Origin of the sequence: Nonomuraea sp. NPDC059007 (assembly GCF_042740555.1) — a bacterium.
GTDB lineage: Bacteria > Actinomycetota > Actinomycetes > Streptosporangiales > Streptosporangiaceae > Nonomuraea.
The window spans coordinates 122,536-144,588 of record NZ_JBHYJD010000029.1 but is presented as its reverse complement, the minus strand read 5'-3'; the positions used below and the strand labels follow the sequence as shown (position 1 = coordinate 144,588).

General features: G+C 69.7%; 16 protein-coding genes and 3 pseudogenes. 7 read left to right on the top strand and 12 right to left on the bottom strand.

The annotated features are described in order from the left end of the window. From ACFWY5_RS37345 to ACFWY5_RS37325, 5 genes and pseudogenes are all read right to left on the bottom strand, one after another. Positions 1-192, bottom strand: a pseudogene (locus ACFWY5_RS37345) (ISL3 family transposase); the annotation flags it as partial. Positions 193-1,157: 965 nt separating this feature from the next. Continuing rightward, a complete protein-coding gene (locus ACFWY5_RS37340; RefSeq protein WP_379627751.1) occupies positions 1,158-1,502 on the bottom strand; it encodes a helix-turn-helix transcriptional regulator in 345 nt (114 codons plus the stop codon). 253 nt (positions 1,503-1,755) lie between these two features. Further along, positions 1,756-2,493 (bottom strand): hypothetical protein, encoded by a 738-nt coding sequence (locus ACFWY5_RS37335; RefSeq protein ID WP_379627753.1) that lies wholly within the window; start codon positions 2,491-2,493, stop codon positions 1,756-1,758. A gap of 261 nt (positions 2,494-2,754) precedes the next feature. Next, positions 2,755-3,546, bottom strand: coding sequence for a hypothetical protein (locus ACFWY5_RS37330; RefSeq protein WP_379637583.1), 792 nt, complete (start codon positions 3,544-3,546; stop codon positions 2,755-2,757). A gap of 239 nt (positions 3,547-3,785) precedes the next feature. Next, the gene (locus ACFWY5_RS37325; RefSeq protein ID WP_379637582.1) at positions 3,786-3,974 is read right to left on the bottom strand and encodes a hypothetical protein; all 189 of its coding nucleotides are present in this window, start codon (positions 3,972-3,974) and stop codon (positions 3,786-3,788) included. 86 nt (positions 3,975-4,060) lie between these two features. Between ACFWY5_RS37325 and ACFWY5_RS37320 the strand changes: the two genes are divergently transcribed. Then, entirely contained in the window at positions 4,061-4,219 is a 159-nt protein-coding gene (locus tag ACFWY5_RS37320; protein ID WP_379637581.1) for a hypothetical protein, read from the top strand. A gap of 533 nt (positions 4,220-4,752) precedes the next feature. On the opposite strand, the gene ACFWY5_RS37315 is transcribed toward ACFWY5_RS37320, so the two are convergent. From ACFWY5_RS37315 to ACFWY5_RS37305, 3 genes are all read right to left on the bottom strand, one after another. Beyond that, positions 4,753-6,543 (bottom strand): S8 family serine peptidase, encoded by a 1,791-nt coding sequence (locus ACFWY5_RS37315; protein ID WP_379637580.1) that lies wholly within the window; start codon positions 6,541-6,543, stop codon positions 4,753-4,755. Between the two features lie 94 nt (positions 6,544-6,637). Then, the gene (locus tag ACFWY5_RS37310) at positions 6,638-9,256 is read right to left on the bottom strand and encodes a LuxR C-terminal-related transcriptional regulator (RefSeq protein WP_379637579.1); all 2,619 of its coding nucleotides are present in this window, start codon (positions 9,254-9,256) and stop codon (positions 6,638-6,640) included. A gap of 83 nt (positions 9,257-9,339) precedes the next feature. Next, on the bottom strand, positions 9,340-10,224 hold the full coding sequence (locus tag ACFWY5_RS37305; RefSeq protein ID WP_379637577.1) for a hypothetical protein: 885 nt from the start codon (positions 10,222-10,224) through the stop codon (positions 9,340-9,342). Positions 10,225-10,575: 351 nt separating this feature from the next. Here ACFWY5_RS37305 and ACFWY5_RS37300 point away from each other — a divergent pair. Continuing rightward, a pseudogene (locus ACFWY5_RS37300) lies at positions 10,576-10,957 on the top strand (transposase); the annotation flags it as partial. Between the two features lie 446 nt (positions 10,958-11,403). On the opposite strand, the pseudogene ACFWY5_RS37295 reads toward ACFWY5_RS37300, so the two are convergent. Then, positions 11,404-11,538, bottom strand: a pseudogene (locus ACFWY5_RS37295) (sigma factor-like helix-turn-helix DNA-binding protein); the annotation flags it as partial. Positions 11,539-12,595: 1,057 nt separating this feature from the next. Next, positions 12,596-13,885: an isocitrate lyase gene (aceA, locus tag ACFWY5_RS37290; RefSeq protein WP_379637576.1), complete on the bottom strand. Its 1,290-nt coding sequence runs from the start codon at positions 13,883-13,885 to the stop codon at positions 12,596-12,598. 238 nt (positions 13,886-14,123) lie between these two features. Between aceA and ACFWY5_RS37285 the strand changes: the two genes are divergently transcribed. Together ACFWY5_RS37285 and ACFWY5_RS37280 are read left to right on the top strand one after the other, a co-directional pair. After that, a complete protein-coding gene (locus ACFWY5_RS37285) occupies positions 14,124-15,593 on the top strand; it encodes a helix-turn-helix domain-containing protein (RefSeq protein ID WP_379617988.1) in 1,470 nt (489 codons plus the stop codon). 166 nt (positions 15,594-15,759) lie between these two features. Beyond that, a complete protein-coding gene (locus tag ACFWY5_RS37280) occupies positions 15,760-16,695 on the top strand; it encodes a glucosyl-3-phosphoglycerate synthase (RefSeq protein ID WP_379637575.1) in 936 nt (311 codons plus the stop codon). On the opposite strand, the gene ACFWY5_RS37275 is transcribed toward ACFWY5_RS37280, so the two are convergent. Then, a complete protein-coding gene (locus ACFWY5_RS37275) occupies positions 16,692-17,288 on the bottom strand; it encodes a TetR family transcriptional regulator (RefSeq protein ID WP_379637574.1) in 597 nt (198 codons plus the stop codon). The two genes, ACFWY5_RS37280 and ACFWY5_RS37275, sit on opposite strands and share 4 nt — an antisense overlap. Before the next feature lie 69 nt (positions 17,289-17,357). On the opposite strand from ACFWY5_RS37275, the gene ACFWY5_RS37270 reads away from it, so the two are divergent. Both ACFWY5_RS37270 and ACFWY5_RS37265 read left to right on the top strand, forming a co-directional pair. Further along, positions 17,358-18,560, top strand: a complete 1,203-nt coding sequence (locus tag ACFWY5_RS37270) for an MFS transporter (RefSeq protein WP_379637573.1) — start codon at positions 17,358-17,360, stop codon at positions 18,558-18,560. Positions 18,561-19,041: 481 nt separating this feature from the next. Next, entirely contained in the window at positions 19,042-19,482 is a 441-nt protein-coding gene (locus ACFWY5_RS37265) for a DoxX family protein (RefSeq protein ID WP_379617978.1), read from the top strand. Here the strand turns inward: ACFWY5_RS37265 and ACFWY5_RS37260 are convergent. After that, positions 19,479-20,609, bottom strand: coding sequence for an MCE family protein (locus ACFWY5_RS37260; protein WP_379637572.1), 1,131 nt, complete (start codon positions 20,607-20,609; stop codon positions 19,479-19,481). The genes ACFWY5_RS37265 and ACFWY5_RS37260 overlap by 4 nt on opposite strands. A gap of 229 nt (positions 20,610-20,838) precedes the next feature. Between ACFWY5_RS37260 and ACFWY5_RS37255 the strand changes: the two genes are divergently transcribed. Beyond that, positions 20,839-22,050, top strand: a complete 1,212-nt coding sequence (locus ACFWY5_RS37255; protein WP_379617973.1) for an acyl-CoA dehydrogenase family protein — start codon at positions 20,839-20,841, stop codon at positions 22,048-22,050. The last annotated feature ends 3 nt before the right edge of the window (positions 22,051-22,053 follow it).

The window sequence follows — 22,053 nt, the reverse complement described above, 5'->3', positions numbered from 1 at the left end:
GACGTCAGTGACCGTCCGGCTGCCGTAGCCATGCACCCGGCCGGTCAACGTCCCGCACATCGGGCACGGTACTGGCTCGTCGCGAGTGCGGGCCAAAACCCGGATGAGGTGGTCCTCGTCATTGACACCCTGGATGACCAGGGCGGACAGCCCTGCAAACACCACACCCGTAAGATCGCCGATCTTCAGCACGGCTCAGACTGGCAGATGATCACTCGGCGCCACCACCGATTACGGGCCAGAGCCGTTCACACTGGACAGACCCGATCGACGAGGAGCCCCCGGATCAGCCATTGGCGGTCAGCTTGGCCGTGGGGATGAGGATCTTGCGGCCGATCCGGACGGTGGGCAACTCGGCGCGGGCGACGGCGTCGTAGGCCGGGCGCTGTGGGTGCCGATGCCGGACGACTGGCCGGACAGAGTGAAGATCTGTAGCGGCTGGTGATCGGCCGCGTACAGTTGGCGCATTGCCGGGACCCGCCGGGCGTGCTTGTGTTGATCATGACACGGAGGAGAGTCCCGAAAGAAGGATGATCATGAAGCGTCTGGCTCGTCTGGTCGCGTTAGCCGCGGTCCCCGCGTTCGTGGGGGTGGTGCTCTCCGCGCCACCTGCCCAAGCGGCATATCCTGCCTATTCCTGCACCAAGCTGACGTCAGAACCCAACCCAAATCAGCAGGTGGTGGGCACGGGGTGCACGCCTCTTAACGGGGCGCCTGCGGAAGGCTTGGTCAGGGAGCCCTACATCTCCTGGCCCGGGGGACTCATCCAGTGCCTTAGCGCGAGGGTGACTCCCAGCGGGGACAACGTCACCGTGCGCGGGAGCGCGTGCTCGGGACGACTCTGACTATACGGCTCTGCAGCCTGGTCAGGTACCGCTTTAGAGCGTGGCCCGATCCTCGAGTGTCGAGGTCCTCGGGGGGCTGGCGCTCCATGAGCTGTCGTGGCCGAAAGGACGTGGTTGCCGTCGACGTTGTAGGCGTGGACGAGGTGCCGGTGTTCGGCTTGCGCGCGCAGTTGCTCGACGTCGGCGTCCAGGGCGAGGGCACGGCCTCGCTTGAGCGGGTCGGTACCGATGAGCTGGTCGAACTCCTCGGTGTAGCCGGGCAGGAGGTTCATCGGGCGGTGGTTCCAATCCGAAGGCGCCCGGCCCGGCGGGTCAGCAGGCAGGCGAACGACACCGCGACATCCTGCCCGTTAGGGGAGGCAAGAGCGCAGCGCGCATGTCGATCAGTTGGCGGACCGGCAGGTCGGCTTCGGTGGGGTAGTGATTGCCGCGGCCCGCCCGTTCGCGAGTGAGGTAGCCGGCCTCGTGCAGATCTTTGATGATGGACTGCACGGTGCGCTCAGTGATGCCGATGCCGGCGGCGATGTCCCTTATCCGCGCCAGGGGGTCGCGGGCGATCTCCAGCAGGGCGTTGTTCAGGCCTGCGATGTCCAGCGTGTTGACCATGGTGGAGATCTGGACTGAGGTGGGCAATCCGATCGCGCAGGTGCTGATCACGCACAATGCGTTGACGACGGTTTCGGGGGATCGCAGAGGCCGGCCACGGTTCCGTTGCCGTTGTTGATCGCGTCCCGGTTGACGTTCACTGCCGCGGGGACGGTGTACCTGCGGTTCTCCCGGCTGGTGTCGGGGACGGCAACGCTGGACGCCTCCTGTGTCGGATCGGCGGCGTGGGTTCCGGATTGAACAGATCGCTACCGTTCTTCGCTGGCCGCTCAGCGGGCCACCCGCTGGATGGCCCGCGATCGAATCAGGCGACCTTGGATTCGCTCGCCTTCCACGTGTTGCAGGCGGCGGGTTTGCCGGTCTTGTAGCCCTGCTCGAGCCAGTAGAGACGGTTGGAGGTCTTCCCGCTGTACTTGTTCTTCAGGAAGTTCTCCCAGAACAACTTGCTCTTGGCGGTGGGTTTCCAGTCCTTCACCACTCTGCGGAGCGCCTTCGCCGATACGCCCATGAAGCAGTCCAGCTGCAGGTAGTAGCGACGGTTCTGCTGGTTCATCTCGGCGTCCGAGGCGTCGTTCTGCATGGCCACCCAGGCTTGGCCGATGCCGGTCTGGCCTGTCACGACGCCGCTCCAGGTCTTGGCGATGGAGGTGAACACCTCCGCGTCGCTCTTGGCTTTGATCCAGTCTTTGGCCAGCCGTACGTGGATCTCGGTCTCGCAGATCTCGGAGAAGGAGACGTCGACGTCGAGCCCGGTCGAGCAGGATCGCTTGTCGTCGGCCTCCTTGAACGTCACCTTGACCTGCTGGAAGTCCTTGATCGCGGGCTTCCACGCCTTGTTCAGACAGCCGACCAGGTCGGTGACGTATTTCTTGGTGGAGGAGGCGCTACTGCCTTTGGCCAGCTTGCAGCCGACGCTGGCCACTTTGGCCTTGTAGATCTCGTTGCGGGTGAGCTCGGGGGCACCGGTGACCGGGCCGGCGTACGCAACTCCGGAGAAGAGGAGCATCCCAACGGCAGCACCAGAAAGGGGGCGAAGAATCACGATGTGGATCATAGGGTCTTCGGCGCGTCGCCGACACCCGTCATGACACGCCTGCAGTGAGCTGTGCGTGCAAACGCCCCCACAGACGGAAAGCAGGTCGTACTTGCCGATCGGCCTTGAAGGCGGGACTCTCTTAGCGCTAGACGACGGCCGTCCGCGCCGATCTTCAAAAGAGCTTTCGGATCGAATCACGATCAAGGGCGTACGCTACTCCACGCTCATCAAGAAGTGCGCTTCCTCCCGGATGCGGCGAATCGTGCTTCAGGCCTGCCAGGGCGGCCTGCGGATCTCAATGAAGATCCTTGTCAGTGCCGCCAGGATGAACAGATAGGCCGCAACCTGGACGACCACCGGCTCGTGCGCCAGACGGCTGGGCCTGGAGCTCGCGAGGCCCTCCAGGGCAGCGACGGTGAGCACGCCGGGCGCCGCGGGGGCCACCCGTAGCTTGCAGTTTGTTGCCTGCTGCGGCCTGCGCCAGCGTGGCCGCCGAGCACGGTTGGCAAGATCCCGGTTACCGGAAGTACCCCGTCGGGCCGTCGAGGGACCAGCCCGCCTCAGTCCCGGCGGGCTTGCCCGCGGTGATCCGCCACTTCGACTCGTTGTCGAGTGCAGGCGGTAGATGCGCTTGGAATCCTCGCCCGTCTTCTTGATGTGTGCGACGACGCCCTCGTAGACGAACCTCCCGCCTGCGATGAGTCGCGCCCGCTCACTTTCGCTGACCGTGAGGATGTAGGACGACACGCTCTTGTGCCGGAGCCGGTACGTCGGCGCGCTGCCCGGGAACGCATATATCGCGACTTGGCCCAGCGACGTGCCGGTCTTCTTGAAACCGTGGACAGCCTGCGCCCGGCCAGCCTCGGCCGCGCTGGCGGTATAGAAGAATCCCTTGCCCTGCGGCGTCATCATCTCGATGAGCTGCGCGGACGTAACCGAAGGCTCGGTCGCCGAGTAGGCCGGGCCGCCGCTCAGCAGCATCATCGCCAGCGCCGTCGCCGAGGCAAGGCCTGAGGCGATGACAGAACGCCGACGAATCACAAAGCGTGTTGCAGACACCTTTGCTCCCCCTATCGATGGTTGTCGACATCATCCGCATGCTGTCCGGATGATCACACCGCAGGACTCCAGGGAGGCAGAAGCACCGGCTATCCAGTAGATGGAAGACTGGTCGCGTATTCGGGATGGCGGAGAACAGCGCAGCAGGATAAAAGCACCCTGCAAACTCTTCCCCATCGGCACCGTCTGGTTCGCCGTCGCCTCCGCGCTGTGCGGGCTGGCACCTACTGTCGAGGTCCTCATCGCCGCCCGCGCCCTGCAGGGGGCGCGCTGCTCACGCCCGGCTCGCCGGCGATCATCCAGGCCTCGTTCGTGCGTGGCCAGCGGCCGTGCGCCGTGGGCACCTGGTCCGGGCTGGGCGGCTTGGCCAGCGCGATCGGCCCGCTGCTCGGCGGCTGGTCGTTCGGTTGGCGGCGGGTGTTCCTCATCAACCCGCCTTCGCCGTCGCGGTGGTACTCGTGGCGCTCAAGCATCTGCCGAGACGCGCGATAAGCAGGCCGCCTGGCGCTTCGACGTGCTCGGCGCACTCGCGCTGACCGCCATCACCCACGGGCTGACCCGCCCGCACACCCCCTCGTGCTCATTGCCCGGGCTCCTGCTAGCCCCGATCGCGGCGGGCTCATCGATGCTGCCGGTCACAGCGCTGATGCTGCTGCCGGCCCGCACGGGGTGAGGTGGCCATGCGCATCGGGCCGCGCTGGCACATCACGATCGCATTCTGGTGGCCGGAGCAGCGTTCCTGCGGATGCGCCGCTCAGCGACCTCGATGAGCAGCTACCGGCGGCAGGCAATCACCCGGCGATGACTCCGCCGAGGCAAAGCCACGCGCGAAGGAGAGGTTGAGAAGGTCGAGCACTCTGGTTGGCGGAATGCCTGCCGGTCCGGGCTTGGCCGGCTGCGGGAAGTCGAGTGACCAGAGGGCTCCCAATGAACGATTTCGTGCCGAGAATGACCGCGCCGGTGATGGCCAGAGCAAGGACGGGACAGCACCACGAGGCTGCCGTTGTTTCATGAGGCCCGGACACCATCCGTGCGCCATTATGCGTTGTCAGGACACTTCTGTCGTGCGAGGTCTGCGGTCCCCTACGCGCCGCAGTCCATAGTCAAGCCATCGCCTTGTTCCTCCGGTCGCAGCAACGTCTGCGGCGGGGGAGGGTCGGTGCCTGGTGGCCGGGGCAGGATTGTGCCGGCCACCAGGCGTGCGGGTCAGGGCTGGAGGAAGCAGATCGCGCTGGTGACGACCTTCGTGCACTTGACGTGGCCCGTGCTGGAGGCGCGTTGGCCTGCGCTGTCAGAGACGGTCAGTTTGATGCGGTGGGTGGCGGTGACGGGCGGGTAGGTGTGGGTTGCGGTTGCGCCTGTCGCGCCTGTGCCGTCTCCGAAGTCCCAGTGGTAGCCGGCGATCGCGCCCTCCTCATCCGAGGAGCCGGTTGCGTCGAAGGAGCAGGCGGACTGGCGGCATCGGCCGGCGATCGCGGCCGTGGGCGGCAGGTCGCCGGCCTTGACCAGACGGCGGGCGGCGTTGGTCTTGCCGGAGTTGTCGGTGACAGTGAGCAGGACGCTGTAGTAGCCGGCCCGGGGGTAGGTGAGGGAGGCGGTCTTGCCGGTGGTGGTGGAGCCGTCGCCGAAGTCCCAGGCGTACCTGGTGATGGTGCCGTCGGGGTCGTCGGAGGAGCCGGCGTCGAAGGAGCAGGTGAGATTGGCGGTGGAGCAGGAGCTGGTGAACGACGCGGTGGGCCGGCCGGGGTCGGCGGACCCGGCGGGGTAGTCCTGGGTGGAGGCCACGTTCAGCAGCGGCTCGCGGATGGAGTCTCCGGAGTCGTCACGCCAGTCGGAAGAGCCGGTGTCGATGAGCCGCTGGCGGATGGACAGCACCTGGTCGCGGTTGGTGGCGCGGTGGCCGGAGGCGGTGAGGAGCCCGCCCGCGCCGGCGACGTGTGGTGCTGCCATGGAGGTGCCGCTGAGGGTGGCGTAGCCGCCGTTCTTGTGGGTGGAGTAGATGCAGGTGCCGGGTGCGGCGATCTCGACGGCGGCGCCGAAGTTGCTGAAGTCGGCCAGCGTGTCGTCTTGGTCGGTGCGGCAGGTGGAGGCGGCGCGGCCGCCCGGCGCGCCGTCGAAGTCGGCCAGCGCGGAGACGGTGACCACGTCCGGATGGTTGGCGGGTGAGAAGGTCCGGGCGTCCTTGCGGTTGTTGCCCGCGGCCACGACGAACACCACGCCCTTGGCGACGGCGCCCGCGATGGCCTGGTCGAGTGCGTCGGTGGCGCAGTTCTCGCAGCCGAGGCTCATGTTCGCGACTTCGATCTCGCCGGCGTGGGCGGCGACCCAGTCCACCCCGGCGGCGACGCCGGACAGTTGGCCGCTGCCCTGGGCGTTCAGAACCTTGACCGACCACAGGCGGGCGCCGGGGGCGATTCCGGTCACGCCGGTGCCGTCGTCGCGGGCGGCGGCGGTGCCGGCGACGTGGCTGCCGTGCCCGTGGTCGTCGGCGCCCGCGTTGTTCTGGCAGGTGGTGGTGTTCAGGCAGTTGGTACGGGCGACGACGGCCAGGTCGGCGTGGCTCGCGTCGACGCCTGTGTCGATGATCGCGATGTCGGTGTCGGCGACGTAATCCTCAGTTCCGTTGATCTTGAGGTTGGGGTTGGCGACGGCCCCGGCCCGGCGCACACCCGTGGGCACGGCCTGGTCGGTGATGGACATGATCTGGTCCGGTTGGACGGAGGTGACACGCGGGTCGCGGCGTAACGCCTCGGCGGCCGCTGGGGTGAGCGTGGCGGAGAAGCCACGCAGGGCGTGCCGGTAGACGTGGCCGGTCTGGCCGCCGTGCCTGCGCACGTGGCGGGCGGCCACGTCGGCGGGGTCGGCGTTCGCGTCGCCGAGCAGCACGACGTAGCCGGCGAGCGGTTCGGGTGCGGCTGATGCCGGTGTGGCTAAGGGTGGCGCCACCAGGCCAACGGCCAGTCCTGCCCCGGCGATCAGGGCTTTGATGCTGCGCACGAAGGGGTCTCCTTCACTGGGGGGTGTTGAAGAGCACCTTGCGTGACGTCCGATAAGGGAAACAAGCCGGGGAATACTACGTATTGACTGCTTGTCACTCCGGGAGTTCGAGGCGTACCTGGTCCCTGGCGCTCGCGCCGAGCTTGCGCATGACGCGGGCGACGTGCTGCTCCACGGTGCGCGGTGACAGGAACAGCACCTCGGCGATCTCCTTGTTGGTACGGCCCAGCGCCACCAGCCGGCCCACCTCGCGCTCACGTGGCGAGAGCCGGGTGCCGTAGCCGCGGCGGCCTCGCCTGGGCCGGGCGCCGCCGTACTGCCGCAACAGGCTTGCGCACCGGGCCGCGTCCCAGGTGGCGCCGAGCGCGGTGAACAGTTGGGCGGCCGCCGTCACCTCGGGCAGGCCGCCCGGCAGCGTGCACCGGCCCGCGTTCTCCAGCGCCCTGGCCTGTTCGTAGGGGCGCGAGACGGCGGCCAGCGCGGCGGCGGCGCGGGTGAACAGCTCGGCCGCCTCCGGCCTGCCTGCCGCCGCGGCCAGAGCCGCGCGGCCGTGGACGGCGACCGCGTGGGCGTAAGGGCAATCCCGCGCGCGCACGTCGGTGGTGAACTCCTCCAGCAGCAGGCGGGCCTGGTCGGCGCGGTCGTGCGCGAGCATCGCCTCGACCGCGGCGTCGACCAGCTCACCAGCCCAGGCCCACACGCCTTTGGCGCGGAACACCCGCAGGGCCTCCTCCAGTTCGCCCGGCCACTGGCCGCGTGCGGTCGCCAGCCGGATCCGTCCCGCCGTACCGAGGGTGTACTCGATGCCGTACCAGCCGAGGCAGCCGTCCAGGCCCGGTGTGGCGAGCAGGTCTTCGGCCTCCTGCCATTCGCCCCTGGCCAGGGCGAGGTGGCCCAGGACGAGGGCGGCGTTGGCGGTGGCCGCGGGCCGGTCGGCGTGGGTGGCCAGGTGGTGCTGAGCGCGCTCGGTCAGTCCGTCACGCCGGCCGGTGGCCCAGGCGTGGTAGAGGCTCACCTCGGTGATGCGGGCGCGCGGGTAGGACGGCCCGGTATGGCGGGCCAGTTCCTCGGCGCGCCGCAGGTAGCCGGCGGCGGGGCCCGGGTGTCCCAGCGCCATGGCGGGTCCGGCCAGGTTGCAGTAGCCGCGGGCCAGTTGCAGCCGCTCGGCCGGACTCCGCGCGTCCTCGGGCAGGTCGGCCGCGATCGCCCATGCTCGGCGGTCGCCGATCTGCATCAGCGAGCCGGCCCGGTTGACCCTCGCTCCGGTGAGCAGCGCCCGGTCTCCATGCCGCCGCGGCAGTGCGCGTTCGGCCTCCTCCAGCCACCACAGGTGCTCGGCCAGCGGGGCGGCACCGCCGTAGGGCAGGGCGAGCGCCGACATGGCCCGTGCCGCCAGAGCCGGCCGCCGGCGCAGCTCCCGGGCGGCACGGGCGAGCTCGCGGCGGCCGGAAGTGTCGCCCGCCTGATTCATCATCAGCAGACCGAGGTGGAGCCGGAGCTCGCCGCGCACTCCCTGCGGCAGCAGCGGGTCGGCCAGGATCGTCCGCAGCAGGGCGATGGTGTCCTCACCGCCGAGGCCGGTGATCGCCAGACGTCCCAGCCTGCCGGCCAGCGCGGTCCGCTCTCGCGGCGGCAGGTCGGATCCACCCAGCAAGGTGTGGAGCAGGCTCACCGCCCGCGCCGTGTCGCCGGCGCGTACCGACTGCTCCGCGGCGCGTGCGGCCTGCCGGGCCGCCGCTGCCGGTTGCCCCGAGGCGCGAAGGTGCGCGATCAGCTCTTCCGCCGGTGCGCCGTCGTCCTGCTTGGCCAGCGCCGCGGCCGCGTGCAGGCGGGAGCGGTGTGCCGCCGGGACGCTCGCCGCCACAGCCCGGCCGAGCAGCGGCGGCGCGAAGGCGAACGTGCCGTCCTCGCGGCGCAGCAGCAACTTGGCGGCGACGCCGTCCAGCAGGGCCGCCTCCGCCTCGCGCGCGGGCATCCCGCAGATCCGCGCCACCAGCGAGACCGTGGCCACGCCACCCGCCGGACACAGGGTCGCCGCCGCCCAGATTGCCCTTCGCGCGCGGGTTTCCAGGTCGGCGAGCCTGCCCCGGACGATCTCCAGGATCGCTGCCGGAGCCTGTCCCGCCGGGCCGGCCAGCATCTGCTCGACATACAGCGGCACCCCGCCCGTCAGCTCACACAGCTCCTGCGCCCACGGGCCGGGCGGGCGGCCCGCCAGCGCCGCGACCTCGTCGGGCGACAGGGGACGCAGCTCGATGTGTTCCACCACGCCGGCCGCCGACCCCATCCGCGCGCTCAACGGCGGGCGTTCGCCCGGAGTGAAGGTCAGCAGGAGCGCGACCCCGGGCGGTGGCCTGCTCGCCAGGCACCGCAGCACGCGAACGGAGTCCGGATCCGCATGGTCGACGTCCTCCACCACCAGGAGCACCGTCTCTCCCAGGGCTGCCAAGCTGGCTTGAACCGCTCTGCAGACGCTGTACGCGCTGCCGGCGGCCACGTCCCGCGCACCCATGCGGGCCAGGAGTTCCCTGGTCACCACGTGCGGCTCCGGGGGCAGGCCCCGGCAACCCACGACCACCTTGGTGGCAGCGTCCGACTCGGTCAGAAGACGGCGAGCCAGCCACGTCTTGCCCAGGCCTGTCTCCCCGCTCACCAGCACCGTCACCGGGCAGCCCGACAGGAGAGAACGCACCCGATCCAGCTCACGCTCCACCGGCGACCACACTCCGTCTCCCGGGGTACCGGAGCCAGACAATGATCGCGACGGCGTGATCACGGTGCACCCGGTAGCCTCCGTCAGCCCGGTGGGATGAGGTCGTTCTTGGCAACCGGGACGGCCAGATGTTCGGGCAGGTTGAACGTGGCCCGTTCTCTGGGCAGCCGGCTCAGCACGGGGTTGAGGTGGGTGAGCGTCAGCCGCTGGAGGGCGGGCAGCTTGGGCGCCACGATCTCGTACTTCTCCAGATCGATCCACTGCACGATCTCCCGCACATCGCCGGGGATCTCGTCGCCCTCCTTCTGCACGGGGACGCAGAGCTGGCGGCTGAAGGTGACCTTGGCGGGGGCGTCGGGCAGGTGGGCCAGGCGCGGGTTGAGCTGCCCCAGCCTGAGCTCCACGTTGAGCGCCTCCTCGGTCTTCACCAGGTAGCACGCCAGGTCGAGGTGCTGGACGACGTGCAGGATCTCCTTGGGCGGGAAGAACTCGTCCTTGGCCACCGGCACGCACAGCTGCTGGAGCTCGACCATGGTCACCACATGCCTGGGGGCGCCGAGCTTCTGCAGCACCGGGTTGAGGTGGCTGAGCCGCAGGTCCTCGCTGATCCGGTTGTCACTGGCGACCTGGTAGCACGAAAGGTCCACGTACTTGAGGTAGGGCAGCACGTCGCCGGGCGGGACGACGCCGTTCTTGGTGACCGGGACGCACAACTGCTGCCTTTCTCCCAGGGTGACCTTCTCCGGCGGCAGCTTCGCCAGGACCGGATTGAGGTGGCGCAACAGGAGCGTCACCGGCTGCGCGGGGACGTACCGGTCGGTCCTGAAGCACTCCAGGTCCAGGCTCTCGGCGAAGGCCAGCGGCCTGGGCAGGGCCGAGGCCGAGGCTTGATTGCCCAGGCCGACGACGCCGACGAGCAGCAGAAGAGCGGCGGCGAAACGCGCTCCACGGGTCCGTGGCACGATCATGCCTTTCTGCCGGGGGAAGCGGTTGCCCGCAGCATCCCGCCGGGCACCGGGCAGAGCAACAGATATGGCCACAAGTGGTCAGATCAAGAGTTGCTTCGGTGCCACCACACCGCAGGGCAGCGACGTGCTCTCCATCGTCGCTCCCAGCCAGGATCAGGAGAAGGACGACCGGCCTGCCGTACGCTCCACGGCGAGAAGCAGTCGGAGGACATGAAGGCGCCGAAACCCGCCTGCTCGGTCGCGGCGATGGCTTCGAGCAGACGGTTCGGATGTACCTGTTCGTGCGATGCGTGCAGACCGTAAAGCGGCATGGATCCCACGGTGCCGCGAGAGCGGCCCGGTGAACGCGCCGTCGTGCAGACGTGTGGTGCATCTGCTGCGCGCCTCGTTCCGGTACGCCGGCCGCCAGCACTGGGGCGCCATCGCCAAGGCGCTCAAGCCGGTCTACACCGCCCCGGCCGAGGCCGCAGCGCTCGAGCGCTTCTATGAGTTCGCCGAGTTCTGGGGTGGTAGGTATCCAGCGATCGTGAGGTTGTGGGAGCAGGCCTGGGCCGAGCTCGTACCTTTCCTCAACTTCGATACCGAGATCCGGCGGGCGGTCAAGGCTCGCGGCCACTTCCCGAATGAGTAGCCCGCACTGAAGGGACGCAGACGCTGGATCACCCGCTGGAAAGCCGTCCTGAACGCTGTCGCCAGCACCATCGAAGGCCGTCTGACCCCGACCACCTGCTAACCAATCAAGATCGATCTCGATGTCGCCAAGTTGTTCGACTCCGTGCCGTGGGACCTGATGGTCAAGGCAGTCGAGGCCAATATCACCACCGAGCAGCGTTGGGTATTGCCGTATGTGAAGCGATGGCTGCAAGCCCCGCTGGCACTGCCCGGAATGCGGGCCGTAGTTTCCGGCTTTTGCCTTGGCTTGATGGAGTCTTGGTGGCGTTGGTGGGTCAGGCGGTCTCGGAGGGGATCGGGGAGTTTCTCGGGCAACTGGCGGGGCGGGCGTCCCGGACCAGGTTGTGTTGCTCGCCAGTCCAAGTGTTGATCAAGCCGTCTGCGGGCAGATCTCGTGGAATCACAGTGGTTGCCGTTCTGATCTCCTCAACGGAACGGATCTCCGCATCATCGCTCGCGTCACCCTTGCCGGGTGTGCAGCCCTGGACCTGTTCACCGCCCCGGCAGCGGCTGCCGCCCCAGGGCTCGCGCGGCCCGCACCGTGTTCCGAGCCACCCCCAACCGCCGAGCGATCTCCTTGATAGGCACGCCCTCCGCACGACGCAGCCTGCCGATCTCCGCCCAGTCCTCCACGTTGAGCACACCCCCAAGCGTCCAGACCCGGCCTCACCGGGGGTCAGATTCAAGAAGCGCTACAGGGCTCAGCTTCCAAGGAGCAGCAGCACACGAGGCTAGTTGCTCCTCCCTTCATGGCGAAGCGAAGCGCCCGCCCTGGTGAGGGCGGGTGCTTGCGCCGAGCCGGAGTGGATCAGACCGGGCCTGGGCGGTGGCGACGAGGTCGGCCAGGAACGGGTCGGTGGTGACGTCGGTACCCGGTCATGTCGCATTGACGAGCCAGCCGACTGAGTGGTCAGTGGCCGTTCCACCGAGATCCGCCCGGATACGTAGCCCGCCGGGTTCGGGCCCGGTCAGCCTGCCTCGCAGCTGCCCTGGCCTCCGGTCGACGTGCAGCTTTGCGATGGCGACCGCAGAGGCCGGTGGATCTCCGAGTAGCGCGAAGCCCGCCGCAGGAACAGCTCGCGACGGTGGTGGTCGAGCCGGCGCCACAGTTCCCGCACGTTGGGGCGCGGCCGGGCGGGCGAGGTAAGACTGAGGCGGGAAGGCGTGCCTGGACATCGCGTACACGACCGTGCCGGGATGCGCTCGGGTGACGGTCAGAGCCACGTCCACCAGGGTCAGGCCAGTGCCGACGACCAGGACAGGTGTGCCGTCTCCGATCACATCCGGAGCATTGCCCGCCCACCGGGGTCGGCGAGGTCGCGGGGGACGCTCTGCCTGTCTGTGGCGTGTTGGCGGCTGGCGGCGAAGAACGACCGCCGGCGGGGGCGCGTCGCGTTTGACGTGACACATGATTCCCGAACAGGGAACCAACTGGACGAAGGCCCGGCCCTCGACGTGGAAGAGGGCCGGGCCTTCGTGTTCAGGTGAGAGGGCCGTGCCCGGTGGCGGCCCGGCACGGCCCTTTGTTCGCCGGTGAACGCCTGTTGCCACGGCGTCCGGCGAGCTGTGCGGTCGTCGCGGTGGTGAGCCGGTGAGGTGGACGACCGTGTCCCTGGTATGTCCCCAGCCCCGTACGGCGGATGGGGCTGGGGCGGCTTGCCGTAACGGAGACACCAGCAACGAGAAGCCGCGCGAACGATCAGTGGGCGGCGGCGAACTGCTCCTCTTCGGTGGAGCCCTTCAGGGCGGTCGTGGAGGAGTCGGGCGCGATCGCGGTGCTGACCAGGTCGAAGTAGCCGGTGCCGACCTCGCGCTGGTGGCGGGTGGCGGTGTAGCCGCGGGTCTCGGCGGCGAACTCGGCCTCCTGCAGTTCGACGTACGCCGTCATGCCGTCGGCCGCGTAACCCTGGGCCAGGTTGTACATGCTGTAGTTCAGCGAGTGGAAGCCGGCCAGCGTGATGAACTGGAACTTGTACCCCATGTGCCCGAGTTCGCGCTGGAACTTGGCGATCGTGGAGTCGTCGAGGTGCTTCTTCCAGTTGAAGGACGGCGAGCAGTTGTAGGCGAGCATCTGGTCCGGGTACTCGGCCTTGATCGCCTCGGCGAACTCGCGGGCGACGTCGAGGTCGGGCGTGCCGGTTTCCATCCAGAGCAGGTCGGAGTGGGGCGCGTAGGCCAGACCGCGGGCGATGCAGGCCTGCACGCCGTTGCGCACCCGGTAGAAGCCCTCCGCGGTACGGTCTCCGGTGGTGAACCGCTGGTCGCGCGGGTCCACGTCGCTGGTCAGGAGCGTCGCGGCCTGTGCGTCGGTCCGCGCGATGATCAGGGACGGGACGCCGGCCACGTCGGCGGCCAGGCGCGCGGCGTTGAGCGTCTTGATGTGCTGGCCGGTGGGGATGAGCACCTTGCCGCCCAGGTGGCCGCACTTCTTCTCGGAGGCGAGCTGGTCCTCCCAGTGCACGCCCGCGGCGCCGGCGGCGATCATGCCCTTCATCAGCTCGAACGCGTTGAGCACGCCGCCGAAGCCGGCCTCGGCGTCGGCCACGATCGGAGCGAGCCAGTGGGGGGCCTCGATGCCCTCCGACCAGGTGATCTGGTCGGCGCGCAGCAGCGCGTTGTTGATGCGGCGCACGACGGCGGGCACGGAGTTGGCCGGGTACAACGACTGGTCGGGGTACGTCTGTCCGCCCAGGTTGGCGTCGGCGGCGACCTGCCAGCCGGACAGGTAGATCGCCTGCAGCCCGGCCTTCACCTGCTGGACGGCCTGGTTGCCGGTCAGCGCGCCGAGGGCGTGGACGTAGTCCTCGGAGTGCAGCAGGTTCCACAGCCGCTCGGCGCCGAGCCGCGCCAGCGTGTGCTCTTCCTGGACCGACCCACGCAGCCGGATCACGTCGTCGGCGCTGTAGGTGCGCTCGACGCCCGCCCAGCGGGGGTTGTTCTCCCAGTCCTGCCGCAGCTCCTCAGCCGCTCCCTTGAGGCGATCGTTCATGTTCGCTCCTTATGTCGTCCCCTGGGTGCTTGCTGCTGAGTCTGTGCCCCGCCGTACCGCTTCCATAGAGGTTTTTCTCAGCGAAGAACGCTCAGATTTCTGCTAGAGAAAATACTGAGGCGTATTCGATGCAGAAAAGTTCGCGAAGTTTTCCTTTGGCCTAGACCAATCGCGGGGCGCCGGGATCTGCGTCCGCAACCCCTAGAAGAACCGGCGTTTTTCTGTCTAAGCTCAGCTCATGGCCTCGCTGGTGCGCGAAGAACCGCTGTCTTTGACTCAGGAGCTCGATCTCCTCGCTTTCGGGCAGCGGCTCCGTCACCTGCGCAAACAACGCGGGCTCACGCTCTCCGACCTCGGCGAGCGCGTCAGCCGGGCACCCAGCCAGCTCTCCCTGCTGGAGAACGGCAAGCGCGAGCCCAAGCTGTCACTGCTCAAATCCCTGGCCTCCGCGCTCGGCGTACCCGTCGAGGAACTGCTGCGCCGCCAGGCCCCCAACCGGCGCGCCCAGCTGGAGATCCAGCTGGAGGAGGCGCAGCGCGACCCCATCTACGCCGGTCTCGGCCTGCCGCGGCTGAAGGTCTCCGCGCGCGTACCCAACGACGTGCTCGAACACCTCCTCGGCCTGTACGGCGAGCTGCGCGCCCGCCAGGCGAGGGGCACGGCGACACCGGAGGAGGCGCGGGCCGCCAACGCCGAGCTCCGGCGCCGCCAGCGGGAGCTGGGCAACTACTTCCCCGAGATCGAGAAGTCGGCGGCCGAGGCGCTGTCGGCCGTCGGGTACCGCACCGGCGCCCTGTCGCAGTCGCTCATCCAGGCCCTCGTCACCCATCTCGGCTACACGGTTCACACCGCCCAGGACCTGCCCCGATCGGTACGTTCCATCACCGACCTCCGCAACCGCCGCATCTACGTCAAGCACGAGCAGCTCGGCATGCACAGCCCGCGTACGATCCTGCTGCAGACCCTGGGCCACCTCGCGCTGGGCCACGACAAGCCGCGCGACTTCGCCGACTTCCTGCGCCAGCGCACCGAGGCCAACTACTTCGCCGCCGCCGTCCTGGTCCCCGAGCGGGCGGCGGCGCCGTTCCTGCTCGAGGCCAAGCAGGACCGGGCCCTGTCGGTGGAGGACCTGCGCGACGTGTTCGCCGTCTCCTACGAGATGGCCGCCCACCGCTTCACCAACCTGGCCACCCACCACCTCGACCTGGTCTGCCACTTCGTCCGCAACGACGCCGGCGGCATCATCTACAAGGCCTACGAGAACGACGGCATCGTCTTCCCCGCCGACGAGCAGGGCGCCATCGAGGGACAGCGCATGTGCCAGCAGTGGTCGGGACGGCAGGTGTTCCTGTCGCCGGATCGTTTCTCGGTCTTCTACCAGTACTCCGACTCACCGACCGGGACCTACTTCTGCGTCGCGCACGTGGATCCCTCGCGGGAGCGGGACTTCGCCATCACGCTCGGCGTGCCGTACCGGGAGTCGCGCTGGTTCCGCGGCCGGGAGACGACCAGCCGCACCAAGTCCAACTGCCCGAACGGCGACTGCTGCCGCCGCCCGCCCGCCGAGCTGGCCGAACGCTGGGAGGGCTACGCCTGGCCGTCGGCTCGGGCCAACTCCCACGTGCTGGCCGCGCTGCCGCCCGGTTCGTTCCCGGGCGTGGACGAGGCCGACGTCTTCACCTTCCTGGAACGGCACGCGGCGCCGTAAAGCCGATCGATAGCGCGCCCCGCGACGTGTCGACCCGATCAAGGTCAAGTGGGCGCCGGCCGGCACCGTGGGCTGCGACGTCCAGCGACCCTGCCGCCCTGGGGGGCTTTGCCGGAAATCGTGCGCCTTAAGCTGGTAGGCGTGTGGTCGACGGGGGAGGGGTCGCGTGCTGCCTGAGGTGGAGTCCTGGTGGCGTCGCCGTACCTTCTCCGCGTCCGACTGGCCCCTGGGACGCCTGATCGAGGCGAAGGGCGGCACGTCCATCAGCGTCGTCCTGCCTGCCCGTGACGAGCGCGAGACCGTCGGGGAGATCGTCGGCGTGCTGCTGCGCGAGCTGCCCGATCTGGTGGACGAGGTGGTGGTGATCGACTCGCGCTCCACCGACGACACCGCCCTGGTGGCCGCGCGGGCGGGCGCCGCCGTACACGCGCAGGATGAGATTCTGCCCGCCCTCAAGCCGCTGGACGGCAAGGGCGAGGCGCTGTGGAAGTCGCTGGCCGTGACCTCCGGCGACCTCGTCGCGTTCGTGGACTCCGACATCCGCAACTTCCAGTCCTCCCTGGTCACCGGGCTGCTCGGGCCGCTGCTCGCCCACCCCGGCCTCGCGTACGTGAAGGGCTGCTACGACCGCCCCCTGCGCGGCGCGCCGACCGGCGGCGGGCGCGTCACCGAGCTCGTCGCCCGGCCCCTGCTGAACCTGCACTGGCCTGAGCTGGCCGGGTTCATGCAGCCGCTGGCCGGGGAGTACGCGGGGCGCAGAAGCGCGCTGGAACGCGTGCCCTTCATCACGGGGTACGGCGTGGAGCTGGGCCTGCTGATCGACCTGCTGTCGCTGGCCGGTCTGGACGCGCTCGCCCAGGTGGACCTCGGCGCCCGCGAGCACTCCCACCAGTCGACGGAGGCGCTGGGCGCGATGGCCTCCCAGATCATGCTCGCCGCCTGGTCACGGCTGGAACGCGAGTCCAAGATCCAGGCGGCGCACGAGCCGTCGACCCGCCTGACCCAGTTCCGCCGTACCCGCACCGGCCACCACACCTCCGACCGCGACGTCACCATCTCCGAGCGCCCGCCCATCCTCACCGTGGACGGCTACCGCCCCTAGGGTGCCGCACGGTCGCGTGGTGGCGGGAGGGCGGCGGCGACGAAGGCGGCGACGTGCTCGCGCATGTCCTTGTGCGCCGAGGCCTCCTCGCCCAGCATGATCCGGGCCAGCTGCGGCAGCATGGACGGCAGCAGCGCCAGCCCCGTGAGCAGGAACATCGTCCTGGCCGTGCCGGTGGAGGGCTCCTGTCCGAGGCCCTCGGCCAGGGAGGCGTTCTTGCGCGCGCACCGCTCGACCCTGACCTCCTGGCCGGGCAGCAGCTCCTGCCCCCGGTAGTTGAGCGCCTCCCACATCAGCAGCCGCACCAGCTGGGGGTGTTCGGCGTAGTAGGCCGACAGCCGGTCCACGTACGCGGCCGGGTCGGCGCCGGGCAGGGCGATCTGGGCGGTCAGCTCGTCCAGCGCCTCGGTGATGACGGCGTCGAAGAGCTTCTCCTTGTTCCCGAAATGCCCGTAGATCCGCTCTTTGTTGACCCCGGCCCGCTCGGCGATGCGATCGACGCGCGCCCCCGCGATGCCGTACGCGGCGAACTCCTCCCGCGCCGCGTCCAGCAGGGCGGCCCGGGTGGCGGCGGTGGAGACGTTGGGTGCCATGCCCGGCATCCTACAGCATCCAACTGGTTGGTTGACATCCAACTAGTTGGTTGGCTACGGTCCGATCTCATGACTCTCCTCGGCATCTCACCGGAGGCGGCGGCCGAGCCCGCACCCCGGCGTTACGCCCCCTTCGCCCCTACCGTGACCGCCTTCACCCTCGCCGCCATCCTGGTCAGCGGCCAGCTCTACATCGTCATCCCCCTGCTCCACGACATGGCCACCGCCTGGACGACCACCACCGCCTCCCTGGCCTGGCTGGTGACCGCCTTCGCCATCGGCTACGGCATCGGCTTCCTGCTGTTCGGCCCGCTGTCCGACCGCCTGGGCCGTCGCAGGCTTCTCCTGTACGGCCTGCCGATCGCCGCCCTGGCCACCGCCGCCGTCACCCTGAGCCCCACCCCGGAGGCGGCCATAGCGCTGCGCCTCGTCCAGGGCGTCGCCGTGGCCACCTTCCCCCCGGCTGCCCTGGCCTACCTGGCCGAACGCGTGGACCCGAGGCGCCGGGCCATCGCGATCTCCGCAGTGACCGCCGCCTTCCTGGTCTCCGCCGTACTCCTGCAGGTCGGCGCCCAGCTCCTCGTCCCCCTGACCGGCTGGCGCGCCCCCTTCCTCGTCTCCGCCGCCGGACTGGCCCTGTCCATTCCGGTCATCCGCGCGATCATGCTCCCCGACGCCCCGCGCCCCGCCGCGGCCTCCATCCTGGGCGCCTACCGGGCGCTGCCCGGCCTCCTGTTCCACCGCGCCCTGCTCCCGCGCTACCTGGCCACCCTCATCCTCATGATCGGCTTCGTCGCCGTCTACACCGCCCTCCAGCTCTACGGCGTCACCACCTCCCCCTCCGAACTCCTCGCCCTGCGCGCCGCCGGCCTGCCCGCGATCGTCCTGATCCCGATCCTCATGCCCTGGCTGAGCCGCATGCCCGCTCCGGCCAGAGCCGCCGCGTTCCTGGTGACAGCCGCCCTATCGGTGACCGCGGTAGCCGTCACCACCCCCTCCTCCACGTGGCTCGCCATCCTGCTGGCCCTGTACGTGGCCGCGATAGCCGGCGCCCTCCCCGGCCTGAACGAAGCCATCTCCGCCACCGCCGGCCCCGCCCGCGGCAGCGCCCTGGCCCTGTTCTCCTTCTCGCTGGCGGTCGGCGGCGCCATCGGCCCCCAGATGGCCGCCGCCTTCCCTTCCTTCACCCCTCTCCTGTACGGCGTGGCCGCCACCATGACCCTCGCCGCGCTTGCCGTGGTGGCCTCCACCCGCACCACCCGCCCCAGCTAGCCCGTCACTCCGACCTCCGCGCCCGTCCCCGATCCAAACCTCGGCACCCCGCCCGGACACCTCCCACATCGCCCAAAGCCCCCTGCACCCCCGCACCCCCGGGCTGCCGGTGCCGCGCCCCGCGCCCCGCACCCCGCGCCCCGCGAAGCCAACCGCCCTCGAACCACCGCCGCGCCCCCGCGACCTGCCCCCCGCGCCCTTCCCCGCCGCGGCCCGGCCCGGCCTGCCCCGCTCCGGACCGCCCTGCCCCGCCCGCCCCGGCACGCCCCAAGGGCCCTCTCGACTCTGAGGCGGCCCGGCGGCCTCGCGCGTCGCGAAGCCGGCAGCTCTGAGCCGGCCGTGCCGCGGGAGGCCGACCTCCGGCCAGCGCTCTTCCATGACCGGCGATCCTCCCGAACCCCAGAAAGGCCGACTCCGAGGGCCCAACATTGTGCGCTTGTGATTGGACAACTACTGTCAAGAGAGAAGGGAAGGAGGAGTCATGGTCGACCAGGTCCGTCCCATCGTTCTCTTGCTCGCCCGCATAGCCATAGGTGCGATCTTCCTCGTCCACGGGTTGGTCAAGTTCACCGGCGGCATAGGCGGCACCACCGCCTTCTTCGAACAGATCGGCATACCTCTGCCAGGACTGGCCGCGCCCGTGGTCGCCGTCGTGGAGGTACTGGGCGGCGCCGCGCTGATCCTCGGCGCCGGACTGCCGATCGTGAGCGTTCTCCTCGCGCTCGACATGCTCGGCGCGGCGGTGTTCGTGCACTTCGCCAATGGTTTCTTCATCGACAAGGGCGGCTTCGAGTTCGTCCTGGCCCTGGCCGCCGGCGTCCTGGCCGTCGGCTTCACCGGTGGCGGCGCGCTCGCCCTCGACAGCCTGTGGCAGCGCGGCCGTACCACCACGAACGCCGGACCGAGCGCCCCCGCGGCCTAGCGACGGCGGGGGAGCAGGCCGCCCACGGTGACGTCCGGGCGCTCGACGCGGGCGTCCGGTAACAGGGCGGAGGCGTCCAGACCGGCGTGGTTCAGGGCTCGGCCGAGTGGGTTCAGGGGTTTCAGGAGGGGTTCGCACTGGGCCGGAGGCGTGCCCATCGAGTACGCCAGCGAGCACAACCACATCGCCAGGTTGTCGCTCTGGCCGTTGAGGTCGATGCGGGCGCGGAACGTCCCCGAACGCGGGTCGTAGGCGTTGGCGGCGTTGTTCACGGCCAGCGGGGCGGTCTGGAGGAACGTCTCGATCGAGGCGCGCTGCCGTACCAGAAGCCTGGTGATGTGGGCGAGGTCGCGGGTGTTCGCGGTGATCTCGGCGCGGTTGTCGTCGACGAAGCCGGCGACCTGGGTGAGCGTGCGGGACAGGCCCTTGAAGACGGCGCGCAGCTCGTCGCGTTCGGCGTTGAGCCGGCCCGAGGCCGTGGCCAGGTCGCGCATGAACGCGCGCACATGCGCGTCGTCCTCGGCCATGGTGCCGGTGATCAGCGCGAGGTTGCGGATGGTCTGGGAGAACTCATCCCGGTTGCCCGCCAGCGCCGCGGCGGCGTCGGACAGGCTGCGCACGCTCGCCCCGACGGTCGCGCCCTGGCCGCCGAAGGTGTCGGCGGAGACCTTCAGCAGGCGCGACAGCGAGCCGTCGGCGTTCGCGCCGTCGGGGCCGAGGGCCCTGGTCAGCGTGTTGAAGCTGCGCAGCGCCTCGTCGATCTCGACGGGTGTCCGTCCCGCGGCGAGGGTCGCGCCGTCCCGCAGAACCGCACCTCCCGTGTACGGCGGAGCCAACTGGACATACCGATCGGCCACCACCGACCTGGCCACGATGACGGCCCGCGCGTCCGCGGGCACCCTATGGCCGGCGTCGTAGGCCAGATCCACCCGCACCCGGTCGCCGACCGGCGTCACGGCCGTCACCTCGCCCACCTTCACGCCCAGGATCCGCACGTCGGACCCGGGATACAGGCCCACGACCCGCTCGAAGTGCACGCTCGCCCGCACGGTGGACGCGGGCCGGAGCAGCAGGAAGCCGGCCGCGCCCAGGAGGGCGGCCAGGAGGGCGGCGAGCCAGCGGTTCATGGGGGGCTTTCGACGGGGGTGGGGTGGTGAGCGAAAGGCTACCGAGGGTGACTGACATTCGCGGGGGCTTTCCGGCCTGGCGGCGCTGACTACCGGCCGGTAGGGTGTTACCGGCGGTAACTTTTCGGCCTGGGGGATCCGTGGGCGGGTGCGCATGCCTGTTCCGGACATGCGGGCATTCGGCATCCATGCGGCTACGCCGTACCAGGAAATCTCAGGGAGCAGCGAGATGAGCGGCTTTTGTCCGGAGCTCAGTGGTGATGTGCGCGAAGTGCGGGAGTGGGTGCGGACCTTCGCCCGCGACGTCATCCGCCCCGCCGGCGCCGAATGGGACGAACGCGAGGAAACTCCCTGGCCCGTCATTCAGGAAGCCGCCAAGATCGGGCTGTACTCGCTGGACTTCTTCGCCACCCAATGGTTCGAGGAGAGCGGGCTGGCGCTGCCGGTCGCGTTCGAGGAGATCTTCTGGGGTGACGCCGGGATCGGCCTGTCGATCGTCGGGACCGGGCTGGCCGCCGCCGCGCTCTCCGCGAACGGCACGCCCGAGCAGATGGGGGAGTGGCTGCCCCAGATGTTCGGCACCGAGAACGACGTCAAGCTGGGCGCCTTCTGCGCCTCGGAGCCCGACGCCGGCTCCGACGTCGGCGCCATCCGCACCCGCGCCGAACGCGACCCTTCCGGCGACTGGATCCTGAACGGCGTCAAAACCTGGGCCACCAACGGCGGCATCGCCAACGTCCACGTCGTCGTCGCCTCCGTGGACCCGGCGCTGGGGACCCGCGGCCAGGCCTCGTTCGTCATCCCGCCCGGAACGCCCGGCCTGTCCATGGGCCAGAAGTTCAGGAAACACGGCATCCGCGCCTCGCACACCGCCGAGGTCGTCCTCGATCAGGTACGCCTGCCCGCCGCCTGCCTGCTCGGCGGGCAGGAGAAGCTGGAGTCCCGCCTGGCCCGCGTCCGCAACGGCGAGCGCTCGGGCGAACAGGCCGCCATGCGCACCTTCGAGACCACCCGTCCGTCCGTTGCCGCGATGGCGGTGGGCATCGCCCGAGCCGGCTACGAGTACGCCCGCGACTACGCCACGGAACGCGAGCAGTTCGGCCGCAAGATCGGCGAGAACCAGGCGATCGCCTTCCTCCTTGCCGATATGGCAACCCGGGTGGACATGGCCAGATTGCTCACCTGGCGGGCGGCGTGGATGGCGCGCAACGGGCGGCAGTTCGAGCAGGCGGAGGGGTCGATGTCGAAGCTGGTGGCGGGCGAGACGGCGGTGTGGGTGACCGAGCAGGCCATCCAGATCCTGGGCGGAGCCGGGTACACCCGCGACCACCCAGTGGAGCGCTTCCACCGCGACGCCAAGATCTACACCATCTTCGAGGGTACGTCGGAGATCCAGCGCCTGATCATCGGCCGGGCCGTGACCGGATTGCCCGTGCGGTAGCTC